The following is a 22345-nucleotide window of genomic DNA, read 5'->3' on the forward strand; positions in this document are numbered from 1 at the left end:
ATGGTCACCTATATCGACGCAGCCTCCGCCCCCCTCAAGAATACAGGCGTTATCCGCCTCTATACCCCTGAGGACTTCGACGGGATGCGCAAGGCGTGCCAGCTGACGGCGCGCTGCCTCGATGAACTTGCGGCAATCGTCAAGCCGGGTGTCACCACGGATGCCATCGATCGTTTCGTCTTCGAGTTTGGCGCCGACCACGGTGCGCTTCCGGCAACGCTGAATTATCGCGGTTATACGAAATCCGTCTGCACCTCGATCAACCATGTGGTCTGCCACGGCATTCCAGACGAAAAGCCGCTGCGCGACGGCGATATCGTCAATATCGATGTGACCTATGTGCTGGATGGCTGGCATGGCGATTCAAGCCGCATGTATCCGGTCGGCCAGATCAAGCGCGCCGCCGAGCGGCTGATGGAAGTGACCTATGAATGCCTGCTGCGCGGCATCGCGGCGGTGAAGCCCGGTGTACGGACCGGCGCAATCGGCGCGGCGATCCAGACCTATGCGGAAGCCGAGCGTTGCTCGGTGGTGCGCGACTTCTGTGGCCACGGTGTCGGACGCCTGTTCCATGACACGCCCAATATCCTGCATTACGGCCGTCCGGACGAAGGCCCGGAAATCCGCGAAGGCATGATCTTCACCATCGAGCCGATGATCAATCTCGGCAAGCCGCATGTGAAGGTGCTTTCCGACGGCTGGACGGCGGTGACGCGCGACCGTTCCCTTTCCGCGCAATATGAACATGCGGTCGGAGTCACGGCCACCGGCTGCGAAATCTTCACGCTGTCGCCCGGCGGCTTCGACCGTCCGGGCCTGCCGCCGCTTCCCCCCGCATAAGGCCAGACCGCCTATGGCAAAACGCCCCGCCCTGCCTTCCGCCGATCCTTCCCAAACGTCCGGCTTTCAGGCGGGCGAAGGCGATCTTTTCGACGGAGCGGATGAGCGCGGCTTTTTCGCCGAACCAAGAAGCGCCCCAAAAAAACCGGCCGCGGCCGTTGCGGAACAGGAAGCGGATGCCGCCCATTTTCACGGCCATCGGGACCGGTTGCGGGCGCGCTATCGCGATGGCGGCGACACGGCGCTTGCCGACTATGAATTACTGGAGCTTTTGCTGTTCCGGCTCATCCCGAGACGCGATACCAAACCCATCGCCAAGGCGCTGATAGCCCGCTTTGGAACCCTGGGCGGCGTGCTCGGCGCGCCGCTGCCGCTCCTGCAGGAGGTAAAGGGCGTGGGTGAGGCCGTAGCGCTCGAGCTGAAGCTCGTCGCCTCCGTTTCCCAGCGCATGCTGAAAAGCGAGATCCGCAACAAGCAGGTTCTCGGCTCCTGGTCCTCTGTCATCGACTATTGCCATGCCGCCATGGCCCATGAAACGCGCGAGCAGTTCCGCATCCTGTTCCTCGACAAGCGCAATGTCCTGATCGCCGACGAGGTACAGGGCCAGGGAACCGTGGACCATACCCCGGTCTACCCGCGGGAAATCGTGCGCCGCGCGCTTGAACTTTCATCTACTGCATTGATTTTAATACATAATCATCCAAGTGGGGACCCCACCCCCTCCCGCGCGGATATCGAGATGACCAAAACCATCATCGATACGGCAAAGCCGCTCGGCATCACCGTTCACGACCACATCATCATCGGCAAGGACGGCCACGCAAGCTTCAAAGGCCTCCGGCTGATCTGAAGTAGAAGCGAGAGTTTAAGAAAGGCTGCAACCCACAAGAGCGGCATCAACACAAAATTAACACCTATAAATTAGCATTTCCGAAAATAATAAATCAAGGCATCGAACCTTGATGCCTGAAGGAACGGGGGTGCTTTATGTTTAATGGAGTGCGTTTCTTTCGCGATAGATCCGGCTCGTCTGCTGTCGAGTTCGCCATCGTCGCGCCGATATTCTTTCTCGTCCTGCTCACCATGATCGCCTACGGCATTTATCTGATGGCGGCCTATTCGGTGCAGCAGATCGCCGCCGATGCGGCAAGAACGGCGGTTGCCGGGCTGAACACGACCGAGCGCCAGCAGCTGGCCCGGGATTTCGTCACCAAAAGCGACCTCAGCTACGCCTTCATGGACAAGAAGCGTTTCACAGTCGATGTCGCCACCGATCCCGCCAATGCCAACCAGTTCACGGTGAAAGTCGAATATGACGCCCGCGATCTGCCGATCTGGAGCCTCTACAGCTACACCCTGCCCGAGCCGGTCATCCGGCGTTTTTCCACCATCCGGATCGGAGGAGCATGACATGCGGACTATCCATTCCCTGCTTCCCGCTTTCCTGAAGGATCGGGCCGGCAACATCGCCATCTCTGCCGGGCTTACCGCGCCGCTTTTCATCGGCATATTGGCGCTCGGCGTCGATTACGGCTATCTGACCCTGCAAAAACGGCAATTGCAGCAGACCGCCGATCTCGCAGCCATATCGGCCGCCGCCAATGCCGCCGACGCCGAAAAGGCGGTGCAGCAATATTTCGCCCTCAACGGCATAGATCTCGGCGTCAAGACGGCGCAGGGCCTGCTGACCCCAGCGGGTCTGAAACCCTTCGATCCCTTGAACGAATTTGCCAGCAGCAAGGGTTATGCCCAGGTCATCAAGGGGCATTATGAACCAGATGCGACCGTTCCCGTCGACCAGCGTTTTGTCGAAAACGCCCTGCCCACCAATGCGATCAAAGTGAACATCGTCGAGAAGGGGCAGATATTCTTCGCCTCCGCCTTCACCACCCCGCCCAAGGTTTCGGCGGTCGGAACCGCCTCGTCCCAGAAAATCGCGGCATTTTCGGTGGGATCGCGGCTCGCAAGCCTCGACGATGGAATCCTGAACAGCCTGCTCGGCGGCCTGCTCGGCACCACGGTTTCGCTCAAACTCATGGATTATCAGGCGCTGCTCGCTGCCGATGTCAACGCATTGCATGTCGTCGAGGCGCTGGCCATCGATCTCAAGCTCACCGCCGGCACCTACAAGGATGTTCTGAAAACGGAAATCACCTATGGCCAGTTCCTGAATGCGCTGACGAAGACCACCGGCCTGCAGCCGGCAGTCGCCACCATTCTGACTGCGCTGCAAAAAACCGTCAACAAGAGCAATATCAAGCTCAAGCTCGAGGAAATCCTCAATCTCGGGCCATTTTCCGACAAGCTGATCGGTAGCGGCGAAAACCTCAAGGTCACGGCCGGCGTCTTCGATCTCATCAATGCCGCCGCCGTGGCGGGCAATGGCGGCAACCAGCTGGCGCTCAATCTCAACGCCAACCTGCTGGGTCTCACCTCGGTCAAGGCAACGCTTGCCATCGGTGAACCACCTGTCGAAACGCCGTCACTCGCCGTCGGCGGTCCGGGCACCGTGGTCCGTACCGCGCAAACCCGGCTGGCGGTCAATGTCGTGGTCGATGGGCTTCAGGCGATTGCCGGCCTGAAGGTCAATGTTCCGCTCTATGTGGAAGTCGCCCATGCCGAAGCACGGCTTGCCGATATTCGCTGCACGGGCGGCGGACAGGGAACCGTCGATGTCGAGGTCGTACCCGGCGTCGCGGAAATCGCCCTCGGCAATGTCGATACCTCGGCCTTCGCCAATTTCGGCAAGGACCCGCGCGTCACCAAAACAGCAATCGTGGATTCCGCACTGCTCGCCATCAATGGCAGCGCCCTCATCAATGCCACCAACATGAAGAAAACCAAGCTGACTTTCACGCAGTCAGATATCACCCAGGCAAAGATCAAGAGCGTCTCCACCAAGGACACCGTCACCACTCTCGTCAGTTCCCTGCTGAAGAACCTCGATCTGGATATCAGGCTCCTCTTCCTCAACCTCGATCTGGGAGGGCTGGCGGGAATTCAGGCCGCGCTTGCCAATACGCTTTCCGTAGTCACGGCTCCGGTCGATCAGCTGCTCTACAACGTGCTTCTGGTTCTCGGCGTCAAGATCGGCGAGGCCGATGTACGGGTCACGGATGTTCGGTGCCAGCAGCCGGCGCTGGTGCAATAATTCAGCACCGCGCATGAAAAAAGCCGCCGGATGGTCTCCCGGCGGCTTTTTTGTTTAAGGCTTTATATCAGGCGTTGGCAATCGCCAGGCGCTTCTCATCCCGACCGCTCTTCATGCGCTCCGACAGAAGGAAGGCCAGTTCCAGCGCCTGATCGGCGTTGAGACGCGGATCGCAATGGGTGTGGTAACGGTCGGACAGCGAATCCGCCGTCACGGCGCGCGCGCCGCCCGTGCATTCCGTCACGTCCTTGCCGGTCATCTCGATATGGATGCCACCCGGATGCGTGCCTTCGGCGCGGTGAATCTGGAAGAAGCTTTCGACTTCCGACAGAATGCGCTCGAACGGACGCGTCTTGTAGTGGTTGAGCGTGATCGTGTTGCCATGCATCGGATCGCAGGACCAGACGACCTTGCGGCCCTCTTTTTCCACCGCACGGATGAGCTTCGGCAGGCTGTCCGCCACCTTGTCATGACCGAAACGGCAAATCAGCGTCAGGCGTCCGGCCTCGTTCGCCGGGTTCAACGCATCGATCAGCTCGATCAGATTGTCCGGCGTCAGCGACGGACCGCATTTCAGGCCGATCGGGTTCTTGATGCCACGGAAATATTCCACATGCGCATGGTCGAGCTGACGCGTGCGGTCACCAATCCAGATCATGTGGCCGGAGGTGGCATACCAGTCGCCCGAGGTGGAATCGACGCGGGTGAGCGCCTCTTCGTAACCCAGCAGCAGGGCCTCATGGCTGGTGAAGAAATCGGTCTCGCGCAGGCTCGGATTGTTCTCCGCGCTGATGCCGATCGCCTTCATGAAATCCATGGTTTCGGAAATCCGGTCGGCCAGCTTGCGGTAACGGTCCGCCTGCGGGCTGTCCTTGATGAAGCCAAGCATCCACTGATGAACGTTTTCAAGGTTGGCATAACCGCCCATCGCGAAAGCGCGCAGGAGGTTCAGCGTCGCCGCCGACTGGCGGTAGGCGTCAAGCTGGCGCTCCGGGTTCGGAATGCGCGAGGCCTCGTTGAATTCGATGCCGTTGATGATGTCGCCGCGGTAAGACGGCAGCGTCACGCCATCCTGCGCTTCCACGTTGGAAGAGCGCGGCTTGGCGAACTGACCGGCAATACGGCCAACCTTCACGACGGGCAGCTGCGCGCCATAGGTCAGGACAACGGCCATCTGCAGGAAAGCGCGGAAGAAGTCGCGGATATTGTCCGCGCCATGCTCGAGGAAGCTTTCGGCGCAATCGCCACCCTGCAACAGGAAGGCGTTGCCTTCGGCCACATTGGCAAGCTGTTTTTTCAGGCGGCGGGCTTCACCGGCAAAAACCAGCGGCGGATAGGTCGCAAGCGTGGCTTCCGTTGCCGCAAGCGCTGCCGCGTCAGGATATTCGGGAACCTGCTGGATCGGTTTCTGCCGCCAGCTGCCGGGTGTCCAATTCTGTGCCATGTCCTTACCCTTTTTTCGACCACGCGACTGTCGCGCGACCGCCTCGAAAAATTGAGCGGCTTATAGCTCCATGCATCGCCTTTGCATAGCCGATCCCGGCGCCATACCGCTCAATCCGCCCGTTTTGAGCGTCTCAAGCGCATAAAAGTCAATTCAAACGATTTAACAAACCCGCCCCCACCCGAAAATCGTCTGTTTCGGGGGCGACGGGCAATTTTGACGCGCGATTATATCACGCTTGCGCCAGGGCTACACGCGCTCGCCATTCACCACGCGGTAGCTCGGCGAATACATCGTCACCAGCTCCTCGGCGGCTGTGGGATGAACCGCCATGGTACGGTCGAAATCATCCTTGGTGCAGCCGGCTTTCAGCGTGATGCCGAGAAGCTGCGCCATCTCGCCTGCCTCGTGGCCAAGAATATGCACGCCCACAACCTTGCGGTCGCTGGCATTGACGATCAGCTTCATGATCGTCTTTTCCTGGCGGCCGGAAAGCGTCGCCTTCATCGGCCGGAACTGCGCGCGATAGACTTCCAGCTCCGGATACTTCTTGCCCGCTTCCTCTTCCGAAAGACCGACAGTTCCGATTTCCGGCTGCGAGAACACCGCCGTCGCAATCAGCTCGTGATCCGGCTTGGTCGGGTTGTTCTTGTATTCGGTTTCGATGAAGCACATAGCCTCGTGGATCGCCACCGGCGTCAGCTGTACCCGGTCGGTGACGTCACCCAGAGCGAAGATATTCGGGACGTTGGTCCGCGAATAGTCGTCGACGATGATCGCGCCGCGCGCATCCAGTTTCACGCCGGCGTTTTCGAGACCGAGGCCCTTCGTGTTCGGATCGCGCCCGAGCGCCAGCATCACCGTCTCGACGGCAAGAGTACCGTGGTTCTTGGTGCGGGCCTGCAATGCGCCCTCACCCTTCGTCACTTCTTCGATGACATCACCCAGCAGGATCCTGATGCCCTTGGCTTCCATGGCCTCGTGCAGACCCTTGCGCATGTCCTGATCGAAACGCGACAGGATTTCCTTGCCACGGTAGATCAGGGTCGTTTCGACGCCGAGCCCATGGAAGATATTGGCGAATTCCACCGCGATGTAACCGCCGCCGGCAATCAGGATCGACTTCGGCAGCTCTTCCAGATCAAAAGCCTCGTTGGACGAGATCGTCAGCTCATGGCCGGGCAGCGCCCTGTGCTCGTTCGGCGTGCCGCCGACGGCAATCACGATACGCTCGGCCGTGAAGGTCTCGCCGGTTTTTGTGAGCTTCACGGTATGGGCATCGACCAGTTCCGCCCGGCTGTCGAAAATATCGGCCTTGGCGTTTTCCAGACCCTTGCGGTAGAGCCCTTCGAGACGGGTGATTTCCTTGTCCTTCGCCGCGATCAGTTTCTTCCAGTCGAAGCTCCTTTCACCGACGCTCCAGCCGAATCCTTCCGAATCCTCGAAATGCTCAGGGAATTGCGAGGCGTAGACGAACAGCTTCTTCGGCACGCAGCCGCGAATGACGCATGTGCCGCCATAACGGTATTCTTCAGCAATCCCCACGCGCTTGCCGAGCGAGGCCGCCACGCGGCCGCTGCGCACGCCGCCGGAGCCGCCACCGATGACGAAAAGATCGTAGTCATAAGCTGTCATAGTCAAAACCCCTGATCAAAACCCCTGCCATCAGCCTCAAGCCGGGCGGTGGTGCATTCACGGCACATATAGGTGCTGCGACGCACAAATGAAAAGCCCGGTCTTGCGGCCGGGCTTTGAATATTTCTGAAGATAGTTTTTTTGATTAAGCATCGGATTCTCCGGAAACCGCATTACACTTTCCGGTCCGATGCTCAGTCTGTTCATTCAATCAGGGCTTGGGAGCCGCCGGAGCGCCGCCCGTGGCGTTCTGATCGGCCGGAAGCGGCTTCAGGTCAGCACCGGCGACCTTCTGCAGTTCGGTCATGCTGGAAGCGTTCAGGTCGCGGTTGATGCCGGCGGCCCAGATATCGGCAGCCTTCATCAGTTCGCGCGTGGCGATCGGGCCGTCCTTAAGAAGCTTCTTGCCGGCTTCGCTGCTGTAGAAGGTGGAAATGGCGTTCAGCTCTTCAACGGTGAAGGCGCGCGCATAGGTGAGTGCAGCCTCACGTTCCAGATCGGCGCGGCGCGGCGCAAGCTCGAGCGCCTTGGCATCGACGGTCTCGGTGATCGCGTCCTGAACATTCGGCGATGCCTGGATGAGTTCAGCCTTCAGACGCTCCGCCAGACCCGGCAGGATGTCATCGAAACGGTCGGTGACGCCAAGAGAGGCGATCGCCTGCCGTGCGGCAGCAATATGCGCTTCCGAAATTTCCTGAGCGCGTGCGGCAGTACCGAACACGATGCCGGAAATAAGGATCGAAGCAGCGGCAGCTTTGCCCAGTCCCGCTAGTTTGATCATGAAAATCTCGCTCCTGTTATACTGCCTGCATCACGCGGGCGCCTTCAGGTCCCGCGATAATGGCAAGCGATGCCAAATTTATGAAAAGTCCGTGCTCGACAACACCGGGGATAGTGTTCAGCTCGCGTGCAAGCGCTTCTGCATCAGGAATACGGCCAAAAGATGCGTCGAGAATAAGGTGTCCGCCATCCGTCATGAAGGCGCCGTCGCCGGACGAACGCATCGTCAGCGTGCCCGAAAGGCCGGACCGCGCCGCCAGCTTCTCGATGGCGATCCGGGTCGCCACCTGGCCGAACGGGTTGATTTCGATGGGCAGCGGAAAGGCGCCAAGCGTCTCCACGACCTTGCTCTGGTCGGCAATCACGATCACGCGGGCAGATGCCGCCGCCACGATCTTTTCGCGCAGAAGCGCGCCGCCGCCGCCCTTCACAAGCCGCAGCGCATGGTCCACCTCATCGGCGCCGTCAATGGTCAGATCCAGCTCCGGCAACTCGTCGAGGGATTTCAGCGGCACGCCGAGTTCCACGCAGAGCCGTGCGGTGCGCTCGGAGGTCGGTACGCCCTCGACTTTCAGACCGGCGGCAACCTTTTCCGCCAGCAGCCGCACGAATTCCTCAGCCGTTGAACCCGTGCCGATACCAAGCCGCATCCCGTCTTGAACATGGGACAATGCGGCCTCGGCGGCCTTGATCTTCATCTGGCGGGCATCCATGTGCCTGAAACTCCGGTAGCTTTGTCGTCGCCGTGCTGTTTACACGGGTCGAAAGCCAAACGAAAGCCTTTTTCAAGCCAACGAACAGAACGTTGTGGTGCGGTTGCAAAGACAAGGCCGTTTGCCTAGGCTTGGCGCGAATGAAAGCACCGATAGCTTCACCAGAAGCATACCCAAGAGGCCCGTTTCCGTGACATCCCGCCCGCTCTCCCCGCTCGCCATCTTCGATCTCGACGGCACGCTCGTCGACACCGCCGCCGATCTCGTCTCGAGCCTCAATCACACCATTGCCGTGGCCGGGCTTGCCCCCGTCACCTATGAGGACCTGACCCACCTCGTCGGCCAGGGCGCGCGTGTGATGATCAAGCGCGCCTTCGCGCTTCGCGAGACAGAACTGCCGGAAGCCGAAATCGAGCCGCTCTATGAGCGCTTCATCACCCATTACCGCGCCGAAATGCCCGGCGAAAGCCGCCCCTATCCCGGCATCATCAACACGTTGGATGCGCTGTCGGCCGCCGGCATCACGCTTGCCGTCTGCACCAACAAGACCGAAATCCTCGCTTTGCCGCTGCTCGAAAAGCTGGGCCTAACCCAATATTTCGCCGCTATCACCTGCGGCGATACGTTCGAATTCCGCAAGCCGGATGCCCGCCATATTCTCGGCACCATCGAAAAAGCCGGCGGCGATGTCCAGCGCTCCATCATGGTCGGCGACAGCATCAACGACATTCTCGCCGCAAAGAACGCCGCCGTCCCGTCGATTGGCGTCACTTTCGGTTATTCGGATGTGCCGATGGTTGAACTGGAGCCGGATGTGGTGATCGACGATTTCACGGAATTGACGCCGACGCTGTTCGAAGAACTGGTTGCGAAGGGTGCAGCGGCCGCCTGAGAGGCTGGACCAGACAAGTGAAGCGCCAGAGAACGGCGATTCCGACGTCAATGAGAGCTGAACAACCTCTCTTCCGTCATGCCGGACTAGATCCGGCATCCAGCCACGGCGCGTCTGCGCCGTGAGAAGAGAGTCTCGTGCGATCAAGGACTTGATCGCGCTGGACCCCGGATCAGGTCCGGGGTGACGGAGTACGGTGTTGCCGTTAATGCCAAATGCAGCTGGCAGACTCCAGCACCAAACAAATTGGGCAGGCTTTTCCTTCAAACAAAAAAGCGCCGTTTCCGGCGCTTTTTTCTCGATGCTATTCTGATCAGATCGACGCGGCCCGCGCCTTCGTCGTCACGGCAAACGCCTTCTGCACATAGCTGTCACGGTCGTAGACATCGTCGAAGAACTGCACCTTGCCGTCCTTGTCCGGCCAGGCGGTGAAATAGGCCACGTAGACCGGAACCTTCTCCGGCACCTGCACGGCGCGGTTCTTGCCAGACGCGATCTGCTCGCCGACCTTTTCGACACTGGTGCCGAGAACTGCAGCCGCCATGCGGCGCGGCTCGACCAGACGGATACAGCCATGGCTCAGCGCCCGCATGTCGCGGTTGAAGAAGCTCTTGGCGGGCGTATCGTGCATGTAGATGGCATGCGCATTGGGGAACAGGATTTTCAGATCGCCCAGCGCATTGTCGCTGCTCGGCGGCTGGCGAACCGAAACCGCATTGGTCGAGCCGTACCAGTTGACGCTGGTGGAGGAGACCGCACGGCCGCCCACTTGAACCTCATAACCCAGCCGGTCGAGATAGGACGGGTCGCGGCGCAGCTTCGGCAGCATCTCGTTGACGATGATAGACTGCGGCACGCCCCAATAGGGGTTGAACTCGACAGTCTGGATCTCGTCCTGGAAGAAATAGGTCTGGTTGGCCTTGGAGCCGACGACCACCTTCATGCCGAACTGTTCTTTGCCCTCATTGTGGTAATAGGCCATGAAAGCGGGCTGGTTGATGAAGACGTAGCGTTGGCCGAGATCGGCCGGCAGCCAGCGGACCTGCTCCATCGCCACCTGCACCTTGGCAATCTTCGTGTCACTGCTTTCGCCGACCATGGCGCGCACGGTGGCGCGGCCGATGACGCCGTCCGGCTTCAGACCGTTCTCGCTCTGGAACGCCTTCACCAGATCAACGAGATCGGGCGTATAGTCAGGCGTCTGCTGATAAGCGGAAATGATGGCCGCATGTTCAGCCTTGAAGGCGGGCGAAGCGCGGTGTTCGATGGCCTTGACGACATTGGCCATATCCGCGCTGCTGTTACCGGGCTTCAACACCAGATCAGCCGGAACGCGGACGACATGCGCCGCATCGCCTTCGCCGCGCAGGCGCGCAAGTTCCGCCTTCAACGCAAGATACTCAGTGCTGGACGGTTCACGGCTGCGCAGATAGGCGGCAACATCGGGGCTCAGGCCCGCCAGTTTCAGCACGGGAGCGAGGTTCACCGTCTTGCGCTTGAAATCATGGTAGCCCGACAGCCGGTTCGGATCGACGCGGCCACGGGTGGTGTCCTGCACATAGGCCAGAACCTTGGCCGAGAGCGCCAGCTCGAACTGCATCTGCGCCCGCTGATAGGCATCGGAGGCCGATGCGGACGCCGTTTCCACCGGCGCGCCCGTGGCCGTCGTACCGGCTGCATTGCTGCTGATGCTGGCCGTCACGTCTTTTGCCGGTGCGGAAATGCTGTAGTCGGCCGGATCGAGGCCGCTTTCGCCAACCGTTTCGAAAAAGGCGATGACAGCATTTGCCCGCTCTGTCAGTTCGCCTTCGGAAACCCAAAGCGTCTTGCCGCCGGCGCCATAATAGGCTTCGAGCGCCTTGGCGATTTCGGGCGTGGCGCTGAACTTCAGATTGGCGAGACCCTCGCCGAAATTCGCCGTATTCACCGCACGGGCCGTATCCGCCTTGTAATCGTAATAACGCGGGCCGGAAACGCGCGGCAGGGGCTCGGGATCGGAGGCATCGGCGCTCGGTCCTGAAACCGACGGCGATGTGACGATGCCGGCCGGCGGCAACTCACCGCGATCGCGCGCAACCTTGCCCGGGCCGCCGCGCAGAAGGTCCATCAGCGTTACCGCGCCGGCGCTGCCGGGAAGAGCGGTGGAAACGCAAAGACCGAGAGCCAGCACCAGCGCTGCCGATGATTTTCCAGAAGTGACTTGCAATTTGATCCTCGTAGCACCCCAGCACCGCCAGTCAAACGGCGGGCTTCAGTTTCATGCCTGTCTAGCCGATCGACGGCCCGTTGAAAAGAAAACGCCCAAAGCCCACAACCATGCCGAAATGAACCTTATGATACAGCCAAAGCCGTAAAAACGTAATTTCAAGAATTGGCGAGAATGGTTAAATTTCTATTTATTTCATTAACTTTGCCAGGGGCGGCCTAGCGCCCCGCCCGCCCCTGAAACGCCGGTTTTCCGGCCATTTGAGGACGTAGTAAAAATGACACGCCGCGGCCTTTTTCTCCCTTAGGCGATCCGCACCCCGGAATCGCTTTTGCGCGACCGGAAATATCTGCCTCTACCGCATTGCAGCGCTTTCATTGCCGGCGCGATGATTCTATATATCGGCCGCGCAAGGCGGGCGAAGGCGCCGTTTTGGCGGAGGAAAACAAGTAAAAAGGCAAGATTGATGACAGCCACACGGACGGAAACCGATACATTTGGACCCATTGAAGTTCAGGCCGATCGCTATTGGGGCGCGCAGGCGCAGCGCTCGCTCGGCAACTTCAAGATCGGCTGGGAAAAGCAGCCCGCCTCTGTCGTTCGTGCGCTGGGCATCGTCAAGCAGGCAGCCGCCCGTGCCAACATGGCGCTGGCAGGCCTCGACCCCAAGGTCGGCGACGCCATCATCGCCGCCGCACAGGAAGTCATCGACGGCAAGCTGACCGAGCATTTCCCGCTCGTCGTCTGGCAGACCGGCTCCGGCACCCAGTCCAACATGAATGCCAATGAGGTGATCTCCAACCGCGCCATCGAAATGCTCGGCGGCGAAATGGGCACCAAGAAGCCCGTTCACCCCAATGACCACGTCAATATGAGCCAGTCCTCGAACGACACCTACCCGACGGCGATGCACATCGCCTGCGTGGAAGAGATCGTTCACCACCTGCTGCCCGCCCTCAAGCACCTGCACAAGGCGCTGGAAGCCAAGGTCAAGCAGTTCGAAAAGATCATCAAGATCGGCCGCACCCACACGCAGGATGCGACCCCGCTGACGCTCGGCCAGGAATTCTCCGGCTATGCCGCGCAGGTCGCCTCCGCCATCGCCAACATTGAAACCACCCTGCCCGCGCTCTCCAAGCTCGCCCAGGGCGGCACGGCCGTCGGCACGGGCCTCAACGCTCCCATCGGTTTCGCCGAAAAGGTCGCCGAGGAAATCTCCACGATCACCGGCCTGCCCTTCGTGACCGCGCCGAACAAGTTCGAGGCGCTCGCCTCGCACGATTCCATGGTCTTCTCGCATGGCGCGATCAATGCGGCAGCTGCTGCGCTGTTCAAGATCGCCAACGACATCCGCTTCCTCGGTTCCGGCCCGCGCGCCGGTCTCGGCGAGCTCTCGCTGCCGGAAAACGAGCCCGGCTCGTCGATCATGCCGGGCAAGGTCAACCCGACCCAGTCGGAAGCGCTGACGCAGGTCTGCGCCCACATCTTCGGCAACAATGCAGCATTGTCCTTCGCCGGTTCGCAGGGCCACTTCGAGCTCAACGTCTATAACCCGATGATGGCCTACAACTTCCTGCAGTCGGTCCAGCTTCTGGGCGACGCGGCCGTCTCCTTCACCGACAATTGCGTCGTCGGCATCGAGGCCCGCGAGGACAATATCAAGAAGGGCGTCGAAAACTCTCTGATGCTCGTCACTGCGCTTAACAGCAAGCTCGGCTACGACATCTGCGCCAAGATCGCCAAGACGGCACACAAGAACGGCACGACGCTGCGCGACGAGGCCGTTGGTGGCGGATACCTCACCAACGAGGAATTCGACCAATATGTGCGCCCGGAAAACATGATCGGCCCGAAGTAAGCCGGTCATGCAACGGACATGGAAACGGGCCTTCGGGCCCGTTTTTGTTTGTTCGACTGACGCACCGCACCGAGACTGTGACTTGGTTGGCCCGAACCGGAATATGGTGTTGCCCCCACATTGACCTGTTGGTTTTTTATATTGTCCTCATAAACTGCTCTTCCGGGGCAATATCGGAGCCGAATGCACGATTGAGGATGACATCATGATCTGCCGCCGCAGCCTGCTTCTTGCTGGCGTATTCCTCGCTACAGCCGTGAAAATGCCAAATCTGATTGCCGACGATAATCGGCCCCGCATTGCCCTTTGGCCCGGGCTACCTCCCGGTGGCGGCGGCCCGGACGGCACTGCGGATATCAGCAAAAAAGGCGCCGTCACCAACATTGCCATACCAAGCCTTGAGGTATTTGCCCCCGAAAAGCCGAACGGTTCTGCAATCATCATCGCAGGTGGCGGCGGATATAAACGCATAGAGGAAGGCAAGGAGTCCTATCCCGCCGCACGCTGGCTTGCGGCCAGAGGCATTTACGCTTTTGTCCTCAGCTACCGCCTGCCAATTGAAGCATGGGCCGCCGGGCCGCTCGCACCGCTCCAGGATGCGCAGCGCGCATTTCGTCTGATACGTGCACGCGCCCCGGACTGGCATATCGATCCGAACAGGATCGGCGCGCTGGGCTTTTCTGCAGGCGGACACCTGATGGGGCTTGCCGCCGCCCGCTCGGCCTTCACTTCTTACGAAGGCGTCGATGACGTCGACAGACAATCAGCCCGGCCGGATGTCGCAGCGCTGATCTATCCGGTCATCACGCTCGCAGCACCCTTTGACCACACATCAACCCGCAGATCGCTTGTCGGCAGACACCCAACAGAAAAGGCAACACGGGAATGGTCAGTGGAAAGCCATGTGAGCAAGGATTGCCCGCCCATCTTCCTCACACAAGCGGATGACGACCGGATTTCCAATCCCGCCAATAGCCGTATCATGGAAGAGGCCTGTGAAAAGGCTGGTGTGGATGTCGAATTTCATCCAATCGCGTCGGGTGGCCACGGCTTTGGCATGGGCAAGGCCGGCACCCCATCGGAGGAATGGCCAAACTGGTACGAGACGTGGTTGCGGAAGCATGATTTTCTGGGGTGAGGCACGCTCGCAAACAATCGCACCGTGCATTTTCGGACTAGTTGTACCCTCTCCTCCGTCATCCTCGGGCCAAGCCCGAGGATGACGGAGCAAGACGCATCGTCGAAACTTTGCGGGGTGCGTGCACCAAAAAAAGGGCCGCTGTCGCGACCCTCTTCATATTCTTCAAACCGTCAAACCAGCCGGCTCTGCTCCACCGCCGCTTCAATGAAGCTGGCGAAAAGCGGATGCGGGTCAAGCGGACGGCTCTTCAGTTCCGGGTGGTACTGAACGCCGATGAACCACGGGTGGTCAGGATATTCCACGGTTTCCGGCAGGACACCATCCGGAGACATGCCCGAGAAGACCAGTCCGCATTCTTCCAGCCGGTCCTTGTAATCCACATTCACCTCGTAGCGGTGACGATGGCGCTCGGAAATGTCAGTGGTGCCGTAGATATCGGCAATCTTGGTGTCTTTCTTCAGCGCCGCCTTGTAAGCACCGAGACGCATCGTACCGCCGAGATCGCCCTTGGAGGAACGCTTCTCCAGCTCGTTGCCCTTCACCCATTCGGTCATCAGGCCGACGACCGGCTCGGACGTCGGACCGAATTCGGTCGAAGAGGCATTTTCGATGCCGGCCAGATGACGGGCCGCTTCCACGACCGCCATCTGCATGCCGAAGCAGATGCCGAAATAGGGCACGTTGCGCTCACGCGCGAACTGCGCCGCCATGATCTTGCCTTCCGAACCGCGCTCGCCGAAGCCGCCGGGCACCAGAATGCCGTTGACCTTTTCGAGATAGGGCGTCGGATCTTCCTTTTCGAAGACTTCCGACTCGATCCATTCCAGCTTGACCTTGACGCGGTTGGCAAAACCGCCGTGATGCAGCGCCTCGATCAGCGACTTATAGGCATCCTTGAGGCCGGTATATTTGCCGACGATCGCAATCGTGACCTCGCCTTCCGGCGTGCGGATACGGTTGCAAACCTCTTCCCACTGTTCCAGACGCGGCTTCGGCGCCGGTTCGATGCCGAAAGCGGCCAGCACTTCCGAATCGAGGCCTTCCTTGTGGTAGGCAATCGGAACGTCATAGATATTCGCCACATCCAGAGCCTGGATGACGGCGGAAGGACGCACGTTGCAGAACAGCGAAAGCTTGCGGCGTTCCGCTTCCGGGATTTCCCGGTCGGCACGCACCAGCAGAATGTCGGGGTGAATACCGAGCGCCTGCAGTTCCTTCACGGAATGCTGGGTCGGCTTGGTCTTCAGCTCACCGGCTGCCGGAATGTAAGGCATCAGTGTCAGGTGAAGATAGATCGCCGTGCCGCGCGGCAGGTCGTTGCCGAGCTGACGGATCGCCTCCATGAACGGCATCGCCTCGATGTCACCCACCGTGCCGCCAATCTCGCAGATGACGAAGTCGTAATCGTCATTGCCTTCGATCACGAAATCCTTGATCTCGTTGGTGACATGCGGAATGACCTGAACGGTTGCGCCGAGATAGTCGCCGCGCCGTTCCTTGTCGATGATGTTCTTGTAGATGCGACCGGTGGTGATGTTGTCGGTCTTGGTGGCCGAACGCCCCGTGAAGCGCTCGTAGTGGCCAAGGTCGAGGTCCGTCTCGGCACCGTCGTCCGTCACGAACACTTCGCCGTGCTGTGTCGGGCTCATGGTGCCGGGATCGACGTTCAGATAGGGGTCGAGTTTACGAAGCCGCACCCGATAACCACGGGATTGCAACAAAGCTCCGAGTGCTGCCGCGGCGATGCCCTTACCTAGAGAGGAGACCACGCCGCCTGTGATGAATACATATCGCGCCATGGGATTCACCGGATACCTTTTTACCTCTGATTCCGCCAGCCCAAATTTCATGCTGTTGCAAATTCGCTGTTGACGAATTGGCAATGGGATGCGGCGAAATGCACACAAAAGAAAACCGGCAGGCTTTTGGCCTGCCGGAGCGTTAAATCGAAACCGGGCTTATTGACCGGTCGGTACTGCGTTCGGATCGGCGGGCTGCGCCGGTGCCGGGGCGGCAGTGCCGGACGCGGCAGGAGCCGGAGCCGTCTGCGCGGGCGCTGCTGCACCACTATTGGTCGGAACGCCATTTCCAGCCGGAGCCGGTGTTGCGGGCGTCGTCGCCGGGCCGAGCGTGTCGAGAATGCCGTTGCCCTGGCCCTGCGTTGCCGGAATACGGTTCAGAATATCGGTCGGGCGCGCTTCGTAGCGGGTCAGAAGACCAAGCCCGAGCGACGTCAGGAAGAACAGCGCGGCGAGGATGCCCGTGGTGCGGGTCAGCGCATTGGCCGTTCCGCGCGCGGACATGAAGCCCGAACCGCCGCCGATACCGAGGCCGCCGCCTTCGGAACGCTGAATCAGGACCACGCCGACAAGCGCCAGCACGATCATGAGGTGAATAACAATCAAAACGGTCTGCATGACAATCCATTCCATGCCCCGCGCGGAGCACTACAAAGAAGGTTTCGCGGCTCTTTACATGAGGCGAAGGTTTATTCCAAGCCCCTTTCCAACCCCTGCGACAGGAAAGCTGGTCTCAGGCCGTCAGTTGCTCATATGCCGCATAGATGGACAGGAAGTCCGAGGCTTTCAAGCTGGCGCCACCGATCAGCGCGCCATCGACATTCTCGACGCCCATCAGTTCCAGCGCATTGGCAGGCTTTACCGAGCCGCCATAAAGAATCCGCATGGTCTTGCCGGCATCGCCGAAGCGCTTGACGAGCTCGTCGCGCATGAAGGCATGCGCTTCGCGCACATCTTCCGTCGTCGGGGTAAGACCGGTGCCGATCGCCCAGACCGGCTCATAGGCGATGACAGTGTTTTCCGCGGTTGCCTCATCCGGCAGCGAGCCGGCCAGCTGGCGCTTGAGAATGTCGAGCGTCTGGCCCGCCTTGCGCTCATCCGCCGTCTCGCCAATGCAGACGATGGCGATGAGATCGGCCTGATGGGCGGCAACAGCCTTGACGCGCACCAGATGATCGGTCTCGGCATGGTCGGTGCGGCGCTCGGAATGGCCGACGATGACATGGGTGCCAAAGCAGTCGGCAATCATCTCGGCGGAAATATCGCCGGTATGGGCGCCCAATGTGTTCTGGTGGCAATCCTGTCCGCCGATCATCAGGGGGCTGTCATCGCACAGCGCGGTCGCGACATAAAGCAGCGTCGAAGGCGGGCAGATCAGCGCATCCACCTTTTCGGACAGCGCGCCCTTGACGCCCTCTGCCATGGCCTTGATCTGATCAAGCGAGGCACGGGTGCCGTTCATCTTCCAGTTTCCGGCAACAAGCGGTCGAACATTCGGCGTCATGCGTATCCCATTCCCTTTGTCTTGAGGCCGCCTTCGGCGGCGCCCCTCTGCCGCGAGCGGCCCTTAATCACGACAGAAACCCTGCCGGAAATCCCGGGATATTCCTTTAAACGCAGCCGTCAACAAATGGTACAAAAAAGCGGCCTGAAGGTTCAAAACGGCGGGCAGAATCGCAAAATTTGCCAATCCTGACCCAAATGGCGGCCTCAGCGGCTCAAAATCCAGTTCAAGACCGCCCGCCAGTCGGTCATGCGCACCGGTGTACCGTGGCTGCCGGTCTCATATCGCGTAAATCGAGCGGGCTCACCGGATTTCAGCAAACTGCGAAAAATGGTCGCCTGCTGATCGGCCGAATAAACCTTGTCGGCGCTGCCATGCGTGAACCAGACCGGCTTCCTCGCCTTGGCAAAGACGCTCTTGGGAAAATCAGGATCGACCGCACCGCCGAGGATCGCCATTCCCTTGAGGCTTGCAACGGCGGCCTTGTCGCGGCTGATGCCGTAGCAGATGAAACTGCCCATGGAAGCACAGGTCAGCACGACAGGCTTGCCGCCCGATTTTTTGGCCGCATCGGCAATCAGCGCCGCGATATCGGCAACGCCGTTCTCATCGAAGGAGCGCACGCTCGGCGCATAATAGGTGCCGCCATTGGCGACGGCCAGATTTTTCAGCCGGTTGAAATTGCCGCCGAACGTATAGTCGTTCATGCCGAGCCGCCGGTCACCGCCGCGCCCGTGAATGAAGATGACCGTGAAGGCCTGTCCGCTTGCCGGCCCGACGCGGCCAACCTCAAGCGCCCTGCCCTCAACGGAAACACTTTCCAGCGCCTGCGCCTTCTTCGGCGTCATATCGACATATTGCCGTTTCACCCGCCGCTCCGGCACCTCGTCGCGGCCGTTGATATCGCGCATTTCCTGATAGTCGACGACTTCTGAAGCGCCGCCATCGGCCGTGGAAAGCACCGTCTGGGCGGAAAACAGCTCATCCTTGAAGGGGCGCAGCGGCCCGTCGGAGGCAAAGGCCGCAACCGGCATGGCCGCAACACTCAGGCTGAAAAGAGTACAAAACGTGAAATGAGCTGTGGACATGCCTTGGCTAACCGTTCATTCGTGGCTGCGAGACTTGCCATTGCAACCTCGCCAGCGCAATCCTCCTGTTGCGAAACCCTGACACAATCGTGGCATAGGATGCGCTGCGTTTGCCAGACGGACCCACTGGAATCGGACGGGAACCGCGTTTGGCGTTATGATTGACGCTACTGGCATAATGATTCGCATGGCGAAATTCTGACACACGACTTTGAACTTTGGACATGATGGACGACAGCAACGATCTCTTCTCCGGTCTTCCGGCAGCACGAAACAGCGAAACGGAAACGAACGAGGATACGGTGAAAGCCGTAAATGCCCCGGCGACCGCAGCCGCCAACGCGAATGTGCAGCCGAAACCCGCAGCCGTTGCGGCCGTCACGCCGCCTGCACCCGTGTCTCCGTCCGGTGACGACTACGGCGCCTCCTCGATCCGCGTGCTCGAAGGGCTGGAGCCGGTGCGCATGCGCCCCGGCATGTATATTGGCGGCACCGATGAAAAGGCGCTGCACCATCTCTTCGCCGAAGTCATCGACAACTCCATGGACGAGGCCGTCGCCGGCCACGCCAATTTCATCGAGGTTCATCTCGATGCCGAAGGTTTCCTGACAGTCACCGACAATGGCCGCGGCATTCCGGTGGAAAACCACCCGCAGGTGCCGGGCAAGTCGACGCTCGAAGTCATCATGACCAAGCTGCATGCCGGCGGCAAGTTCGATGGCAAGGCCTATGAGACATCGGGCGGCCTGCACGGCGTCGGCGTATCCGTGGTCAATGCGCTGTCCGATCTTCTCGAAGTGGAAGTGGCGCGTAATCGCAAGCTTTACCGCCAGCGCTTTTCGCGCGGCGCACCGATCGGCGGGCTTGAGGAACTGGGGGATGTGCACAACCGTCGCGGCACCCGCGTGCGTTTCCATCCCGATCCGCAGATCTTCGGCGATCACGCCAAGTTCGAACCGGCCCGCATCTTCCGCATGGCCCGTTCCAAGGCCTATCTCTTCGGCGGCGTCGAAATCCGCTGGAGCTGCGATCCCGGCATGGTCCCGGCCGGCGGTGAAATCCCCGAAAAGGCCGTGTTCCATTTCCCCGGCGGCCTGAAGGATTATCTTGCCGCCACGCTCGGCAAGGAATTCACCGTCACCCGTGAGATTTTCTCCGGCCGCACGGAAAAGACCGGCGGCCACGGTGCACTCGAATGGGCGGTGACCTGGTATGGCGGCGACACGCAGATTCATTCCTATTGCAATACCATTCCGACGCCCGAAGGCGGCACGCATGAGGCCGGCTTCCGCATTGCGCTCACCAAGGGCCTGAAGAACTACGCGGATTTGACGCAGAACAAGCGCGCCAAGGACATCACCACCGACGACGTGATGATCTCTGCCGCCGGCATGCTCTCCGTCTTCATCCGCGAGCCGGAATTCGTCGGCCAGACCAAGGACAAGCTCGCCACCGTCGAGGCACAGCGCATCGTCGAAAACGCGCTGCGCGATCCCTTCGACCATTATCTCGCCGGCAATCCGGGCGAAGCGGCAAAGCTGCTCGACTGGGTGATCGAGCGCGCCGAAGAGCGCCTGCGCCGCCGCAAGGAAAAGGAAGTCAACCGCAAGACCGCGGTGCGCAAGCTGCGCCTGCCCGGCAAGCTCGCGGACTGCGCCCAGAACACGGCGGAAAATGCGGAACTTTTCATCGTCGAGGGTGACTCGGCCGGCGGCTCGGCCAAGCAGGCGCGTAACCGCGCCAATCAGGCCATCCTGCCGCTGCGCGGCAAGATCCTCAACGTCGGCAGTGCCAGCCGCGAAAAGCTCTCGGCCAACCAGCAGATCGCCGATCTCATCCAGGCGCTCGGCTGCGGTACCCGCACCAAGTACCGCGAAGAAGATTTGCGTTACGAGCGCATCATCATCATGACCGATGCCGATGTCGACGGCGCCCATATCGCCTCGCTGCTCATCACCTTCTTCTATCAGGAAATGCCGGAACTCATTCGCGGCAATCACCTGTACCTCGCCGTGCCGCCGCTCTACGTCATCCGTCAGGGTGCCAAGAGCGCCTATGCCCGCGACGACGCCCACCGCGCCGAGTTGATGGAAACCATGTTCAAGGGCAAGAAGGTCGAAATTGGCCGCTTCAAAGGCCTTGGTGAAATGATGGCCCAGCAGTTGAAGGAAACCACCATGGATCCCGAAAAACGCACCCTGCTGCGCGTCGAGATCGATGATGTGGATTTCGAAGGCACCCGCGAAGCCGTCGACAATCTGATGGGCACCAAGGCCGATGCCCGCTTCCGTTTCATTCAGGAACGGGCGGCCTTCGCTGATAATCTGGATATCTGATCGTCCGGATGAACTCTTGAAAGGCAGCGCATGGCGCTGCCTTTTGTGTTGATGGGAGGCAACATCATGCGGATTGTGCTGACGGGCAGTTCCGGTCGGGTCGGCCGCGCGATTTTCAGCGCCCTTGCCGGCAGGCACGATGTCACCGGCATGGATCGCTCCCCCTTTTCCACCACCCATATCGTCGGCGATTTCGCGAACGAAGTGCACCTGCGCTCCGCTTTCGAACGGGCGGATGCGGTGATCCATACGGCAGCGCTCCACGCCCCGCATGTCGGCATTGTCCCGGACACGGAATTCCAGCGCATCAATGTCGAGGGAACCCGTATGGTGGCGGAAGCGGCAATGGCGGCGGGCGTGCCGCGGCTGGTTTTCACCAGCACCACGGCGCTTTACGGACACGCGGTTTCCGCAGGGGCCTGCACCTTCATCGATGAAAAGACGCCGCCCCGGCCGAAAAGCATCTATCATCGCACCAAACTCGAAGCCGAGCAGATGCTGGAGGCGATGGCGGGCCCGCATCTCGCCGTGCGCGTGCTTCGCATGTCCAGAAGTTTCCCGGAGCCCGCCGACGTGATGGCGGCTTACCGGCTGCATCGCGGCGTCGATATTCGCGATGTCGCCGATGCCCATGTGCTGGCGTTGACCAATGCGGGAAACGATTTCCAGCGTTATATCATATCGGCAACCACCCCGTTTTCCGCCGATGACTGCGACAGCCTTGCCGAGGATGCAGCTTCCGTTCTCCGGCAGCGGACCCCGGCCCTCGCCGACGCTTTCGCGCAAAGGGAATGGGCACTGCCGGCAACGATTGACCGGATCTACTCACCCGCCCGCGCCGAAGAGAGGCTGGGCTGGACATCCCGCTTCGGTTTCGGCGAGGTACTTGCACAATTGGACCGGCGCAGTCTGGAGGTCCTGCCCGTGGGCGCCAATATCAGCAGGAAATCCGAATAGG

18 protein-coding genes are annotated in these 22345 nt (G+C 60.4%); 9 read left to right on the forward strand and 9 right to left on the reverse strand.

Annotated features, from left to right (window positions below; genetic code table 11):
• The 4 genes from map (at position 1) to FY152_06255 (ending at position 3991) form a co-directional block, all read left to right on the forward strand.
• Positions 1-840: a type I methionyl aminopeptidase gene (gene map / locus FY152_06240; GenBank protein UXS31707.1), complete on the forward strand. Its 840-nt coding sequence runs from the start codon at positions 1-3 to the stop codon at positions 838-840.
• Between the two features lie 13 nt (positions 841-853).
• Positions 854-1690 (forward strand): JAB domain-containing protein, encoded by an 837-nt coding sequence (locus FY152_06245; GenBank protein UXS31708.1) that lies wholly within the window; start codon positions 854-856, stop codon positions 1688-1690.
• A 137-nt stretch (positions 1691-1827) separates the two neighbouring features.
• Positions 1828-2250, forward strand: a complete 423-nt coding sequence (locus FY152_06250) for a pilus assembly protein (protein ID UXS31709.1) — start codon at positions 1828-1830, stop codon at positions 2248-2250.
• A gap of 1 nt (position 2251) precedes the next feature.
• Positions 2252-3991, forward strand: a complete 1740-nt coding sequence (locus FY152_06255; GenBank protein UXS31710.1) for a hypothetical protein — start codon at positions 2252-2254, stop codon at positions 3989-3991.
• A gap of 67 nt (positions 3992-4058) precedes the next feature.
• Here FY152_06255 and FY152_06260 read toward each other — a convergent pair whose 3' ends face one another.
• The 4 genes from FY152_06260 to rpiA form a co-directional block, all read right to left on the reverse strand.
• On the reverse strand, positions 4059-5435 hold the full coding sequence (locus FY152_06260) for a 3-deoxy-7-phosphoheptulonate synthase class II (protein ID UXS31711.1): 1377 nt from the start codon (positions 5433-5435) through the stop codon (positions 4059-4061).
• Positions 5436-5684: 249 nt separating this feature from the next.
• On the reverse strand, positions 5685-7070 hold the full coding sequence (gene gor / locus FY152_06265) for a glutathione-disulfide reductase (protein ID UXS31712.1): 1386 nt from the start codon (positions 7068-7070) through the stop codon (positions 5685-5687).
• 211 nt (positions 7071-7281) lie between these two features.
• Positions 7282-7851, reverse strand: a complete 570-nt coding sequence (locus FY152_06270; GenBank protein ID UXS31713.1) for a DUF2059 domain-containing protein — start codon at positions 7849-7851, stop codon at positions 7282-7284.
• 16 nt (positions 7852-7867) lie between these two features.
• Positions 7868-8563, reverse strand: coding sequence for a ribose-5-phosphate isomerase RpiA (rpiA, locus tag FY152_06275; protein ID UXS31714.1), 696 nt, complete (start codon positions 8561-8563; stop codon positions 7868-7870).
• Positions 8564-8753: 190 nt separating this feature from the next.
• On the opposite strand from rpiA, the gene FY152_06280 reads away from it, so the two are divergent.
• Positions 8754-9455 (forward strand): phosphoglycolate phosphatase, encoded by a 702-nt coding sequence (locus FY152_06280; protein ID UXS31715.1) that lies wholly within the window; start codon positions 8754-8756, stop codon positions 9453-9455.
• A gap of 313 nt (positions 9456-9768) precedes the next feature.
• Here FY152_06280 and FY152_06285 read toward each other — a convergent pair whose 3' ends face one another.
• The gene (locus FY152_06285; protein ID UXS33226.1) at positions 9769-11625 is read right to left on the reverse strand and encodes a murein L,D-transpeptidase; all 1857 of its coding nucleotides are present in this window, start codon (positions 11623-11625) and stop codon (positions 9769-9771) included.
• A 502-nt stretch (positions 11626-12127) separates the two neighbouring features.
• Between FY152_06285 and fumC the strand changes: the two genes are divergently transcribed.
• Both fumC and FY152_06295 read left to right on the forward strand, forming a co-directional pair.
• The gene (gene fumC / locus FY152_06290) at positions 12128-13519 is read left to right on the forward strand and encodes a class II fumarate hydratase (GenBank protein UXS31716.1); all 1392 of its coding nucleotides are present in this window, start codon (positions 12128-12130) and stop codon (positions 13517-13519) included.
• Positions 13520-13724: 205 nt separating this feature from the next.
• The gene (locus tag FY152_06295; GenBank protein ID UXS31717.1) at positions 13725-14657 is read left to right on the forward strand and encodes an alpha/beta hydrolase; all 933 of its coding nucleotides are present in this window, start codon (positions 13725-13727) and stop codon (positions 14655-14657) included.
• A gap of 173 nt (positions 14658-14830) precedes the next feature.
• Here the strand turns inward: FY152_06295 and FY152_06300 are convergent, their stop codons facing one another.
• The 4 genes from FY152_06300 to FY152_06315 all read right to left on the reverse strand — a co-directional run bounded on the left by FY152_06300 (position 14831) and on the right by FY152_06315 (position 19051).
• Entirely contained in the window at positions 14831-16459 is a 1629-nt protein-coding gene (locus FY152_06300; GenBank protein ID UXS31718.1) for a CTP synthase, read from the reverse strand.
• A 159-nt stretch (positions 16460-16618) separates the two neighbouring features.
• Complete coding sequence (secG, locus tag FY152_06305; protein UXS31719.1) at positions 16619-17077, reverse strand: preprotein translocase subunit SecG; 459 nt, start codon at positions 17075-17077, stop codon at positions 16619-16621.
• Positions 17078-17192: 115 nt separating this feature from the next.
• Positions 17193-17963: a triose-phosphate isomerase gene (locus tag FY152_06310; GenBank protein ID UXS31720.1), complete on the reverse strand. Its 771-nt coding sequence runs from the start codon at positions 17961-17963 to the stop codon at positions 17193-17195.
• 206 nt (positions 17964-18169) lie between these two features.
• Positions 18170-19051 (reverse strand): alpha/beta hydrolase, encoded by an 882-nt coding sequence (locus FY152_06315; GenBank protein UXS31721.1) that lies wholly within the window; start codon positions 19049-19051, stop codon positions 18170-18172.
• 224 nt (positions 19052-19275) lie between these two features.
• Between FY152_06315 and parE the strand changes: the two genes are divergently transcribed.
• On the forward strand, positions 19276-21387 hold the full coding sequence (gene parE, locus FY152_06320; GenBank protein UXS31722.1) for a DNA topoisomerase IV subunit B: 2112 nt from the start codon (positions 19276-19278) through the stop codon (positions 21385-21387).
• 66 nt (positions 21388-21453) lie between these two features.
• Positions 21454-22344, forward strand: coding sequence for an NAD(P)-dependent oxidoreductase (locus FY152_06325; protein ID UXS31723.1), 891 nt, complete (start codon positions 21454-21456; stop codon positions 22342-22344).
• Position 22345 lies beyond the last annotated feature (1 nt).

The organism is Agrobacterium tumefaciens (genome assembly GCA_025560025.1).
GTDB lineage: Bacteria > Pseudomonadota > Alphaproteobacteria > Rhizobiales > Rhizobiaceae > Agrobacterium.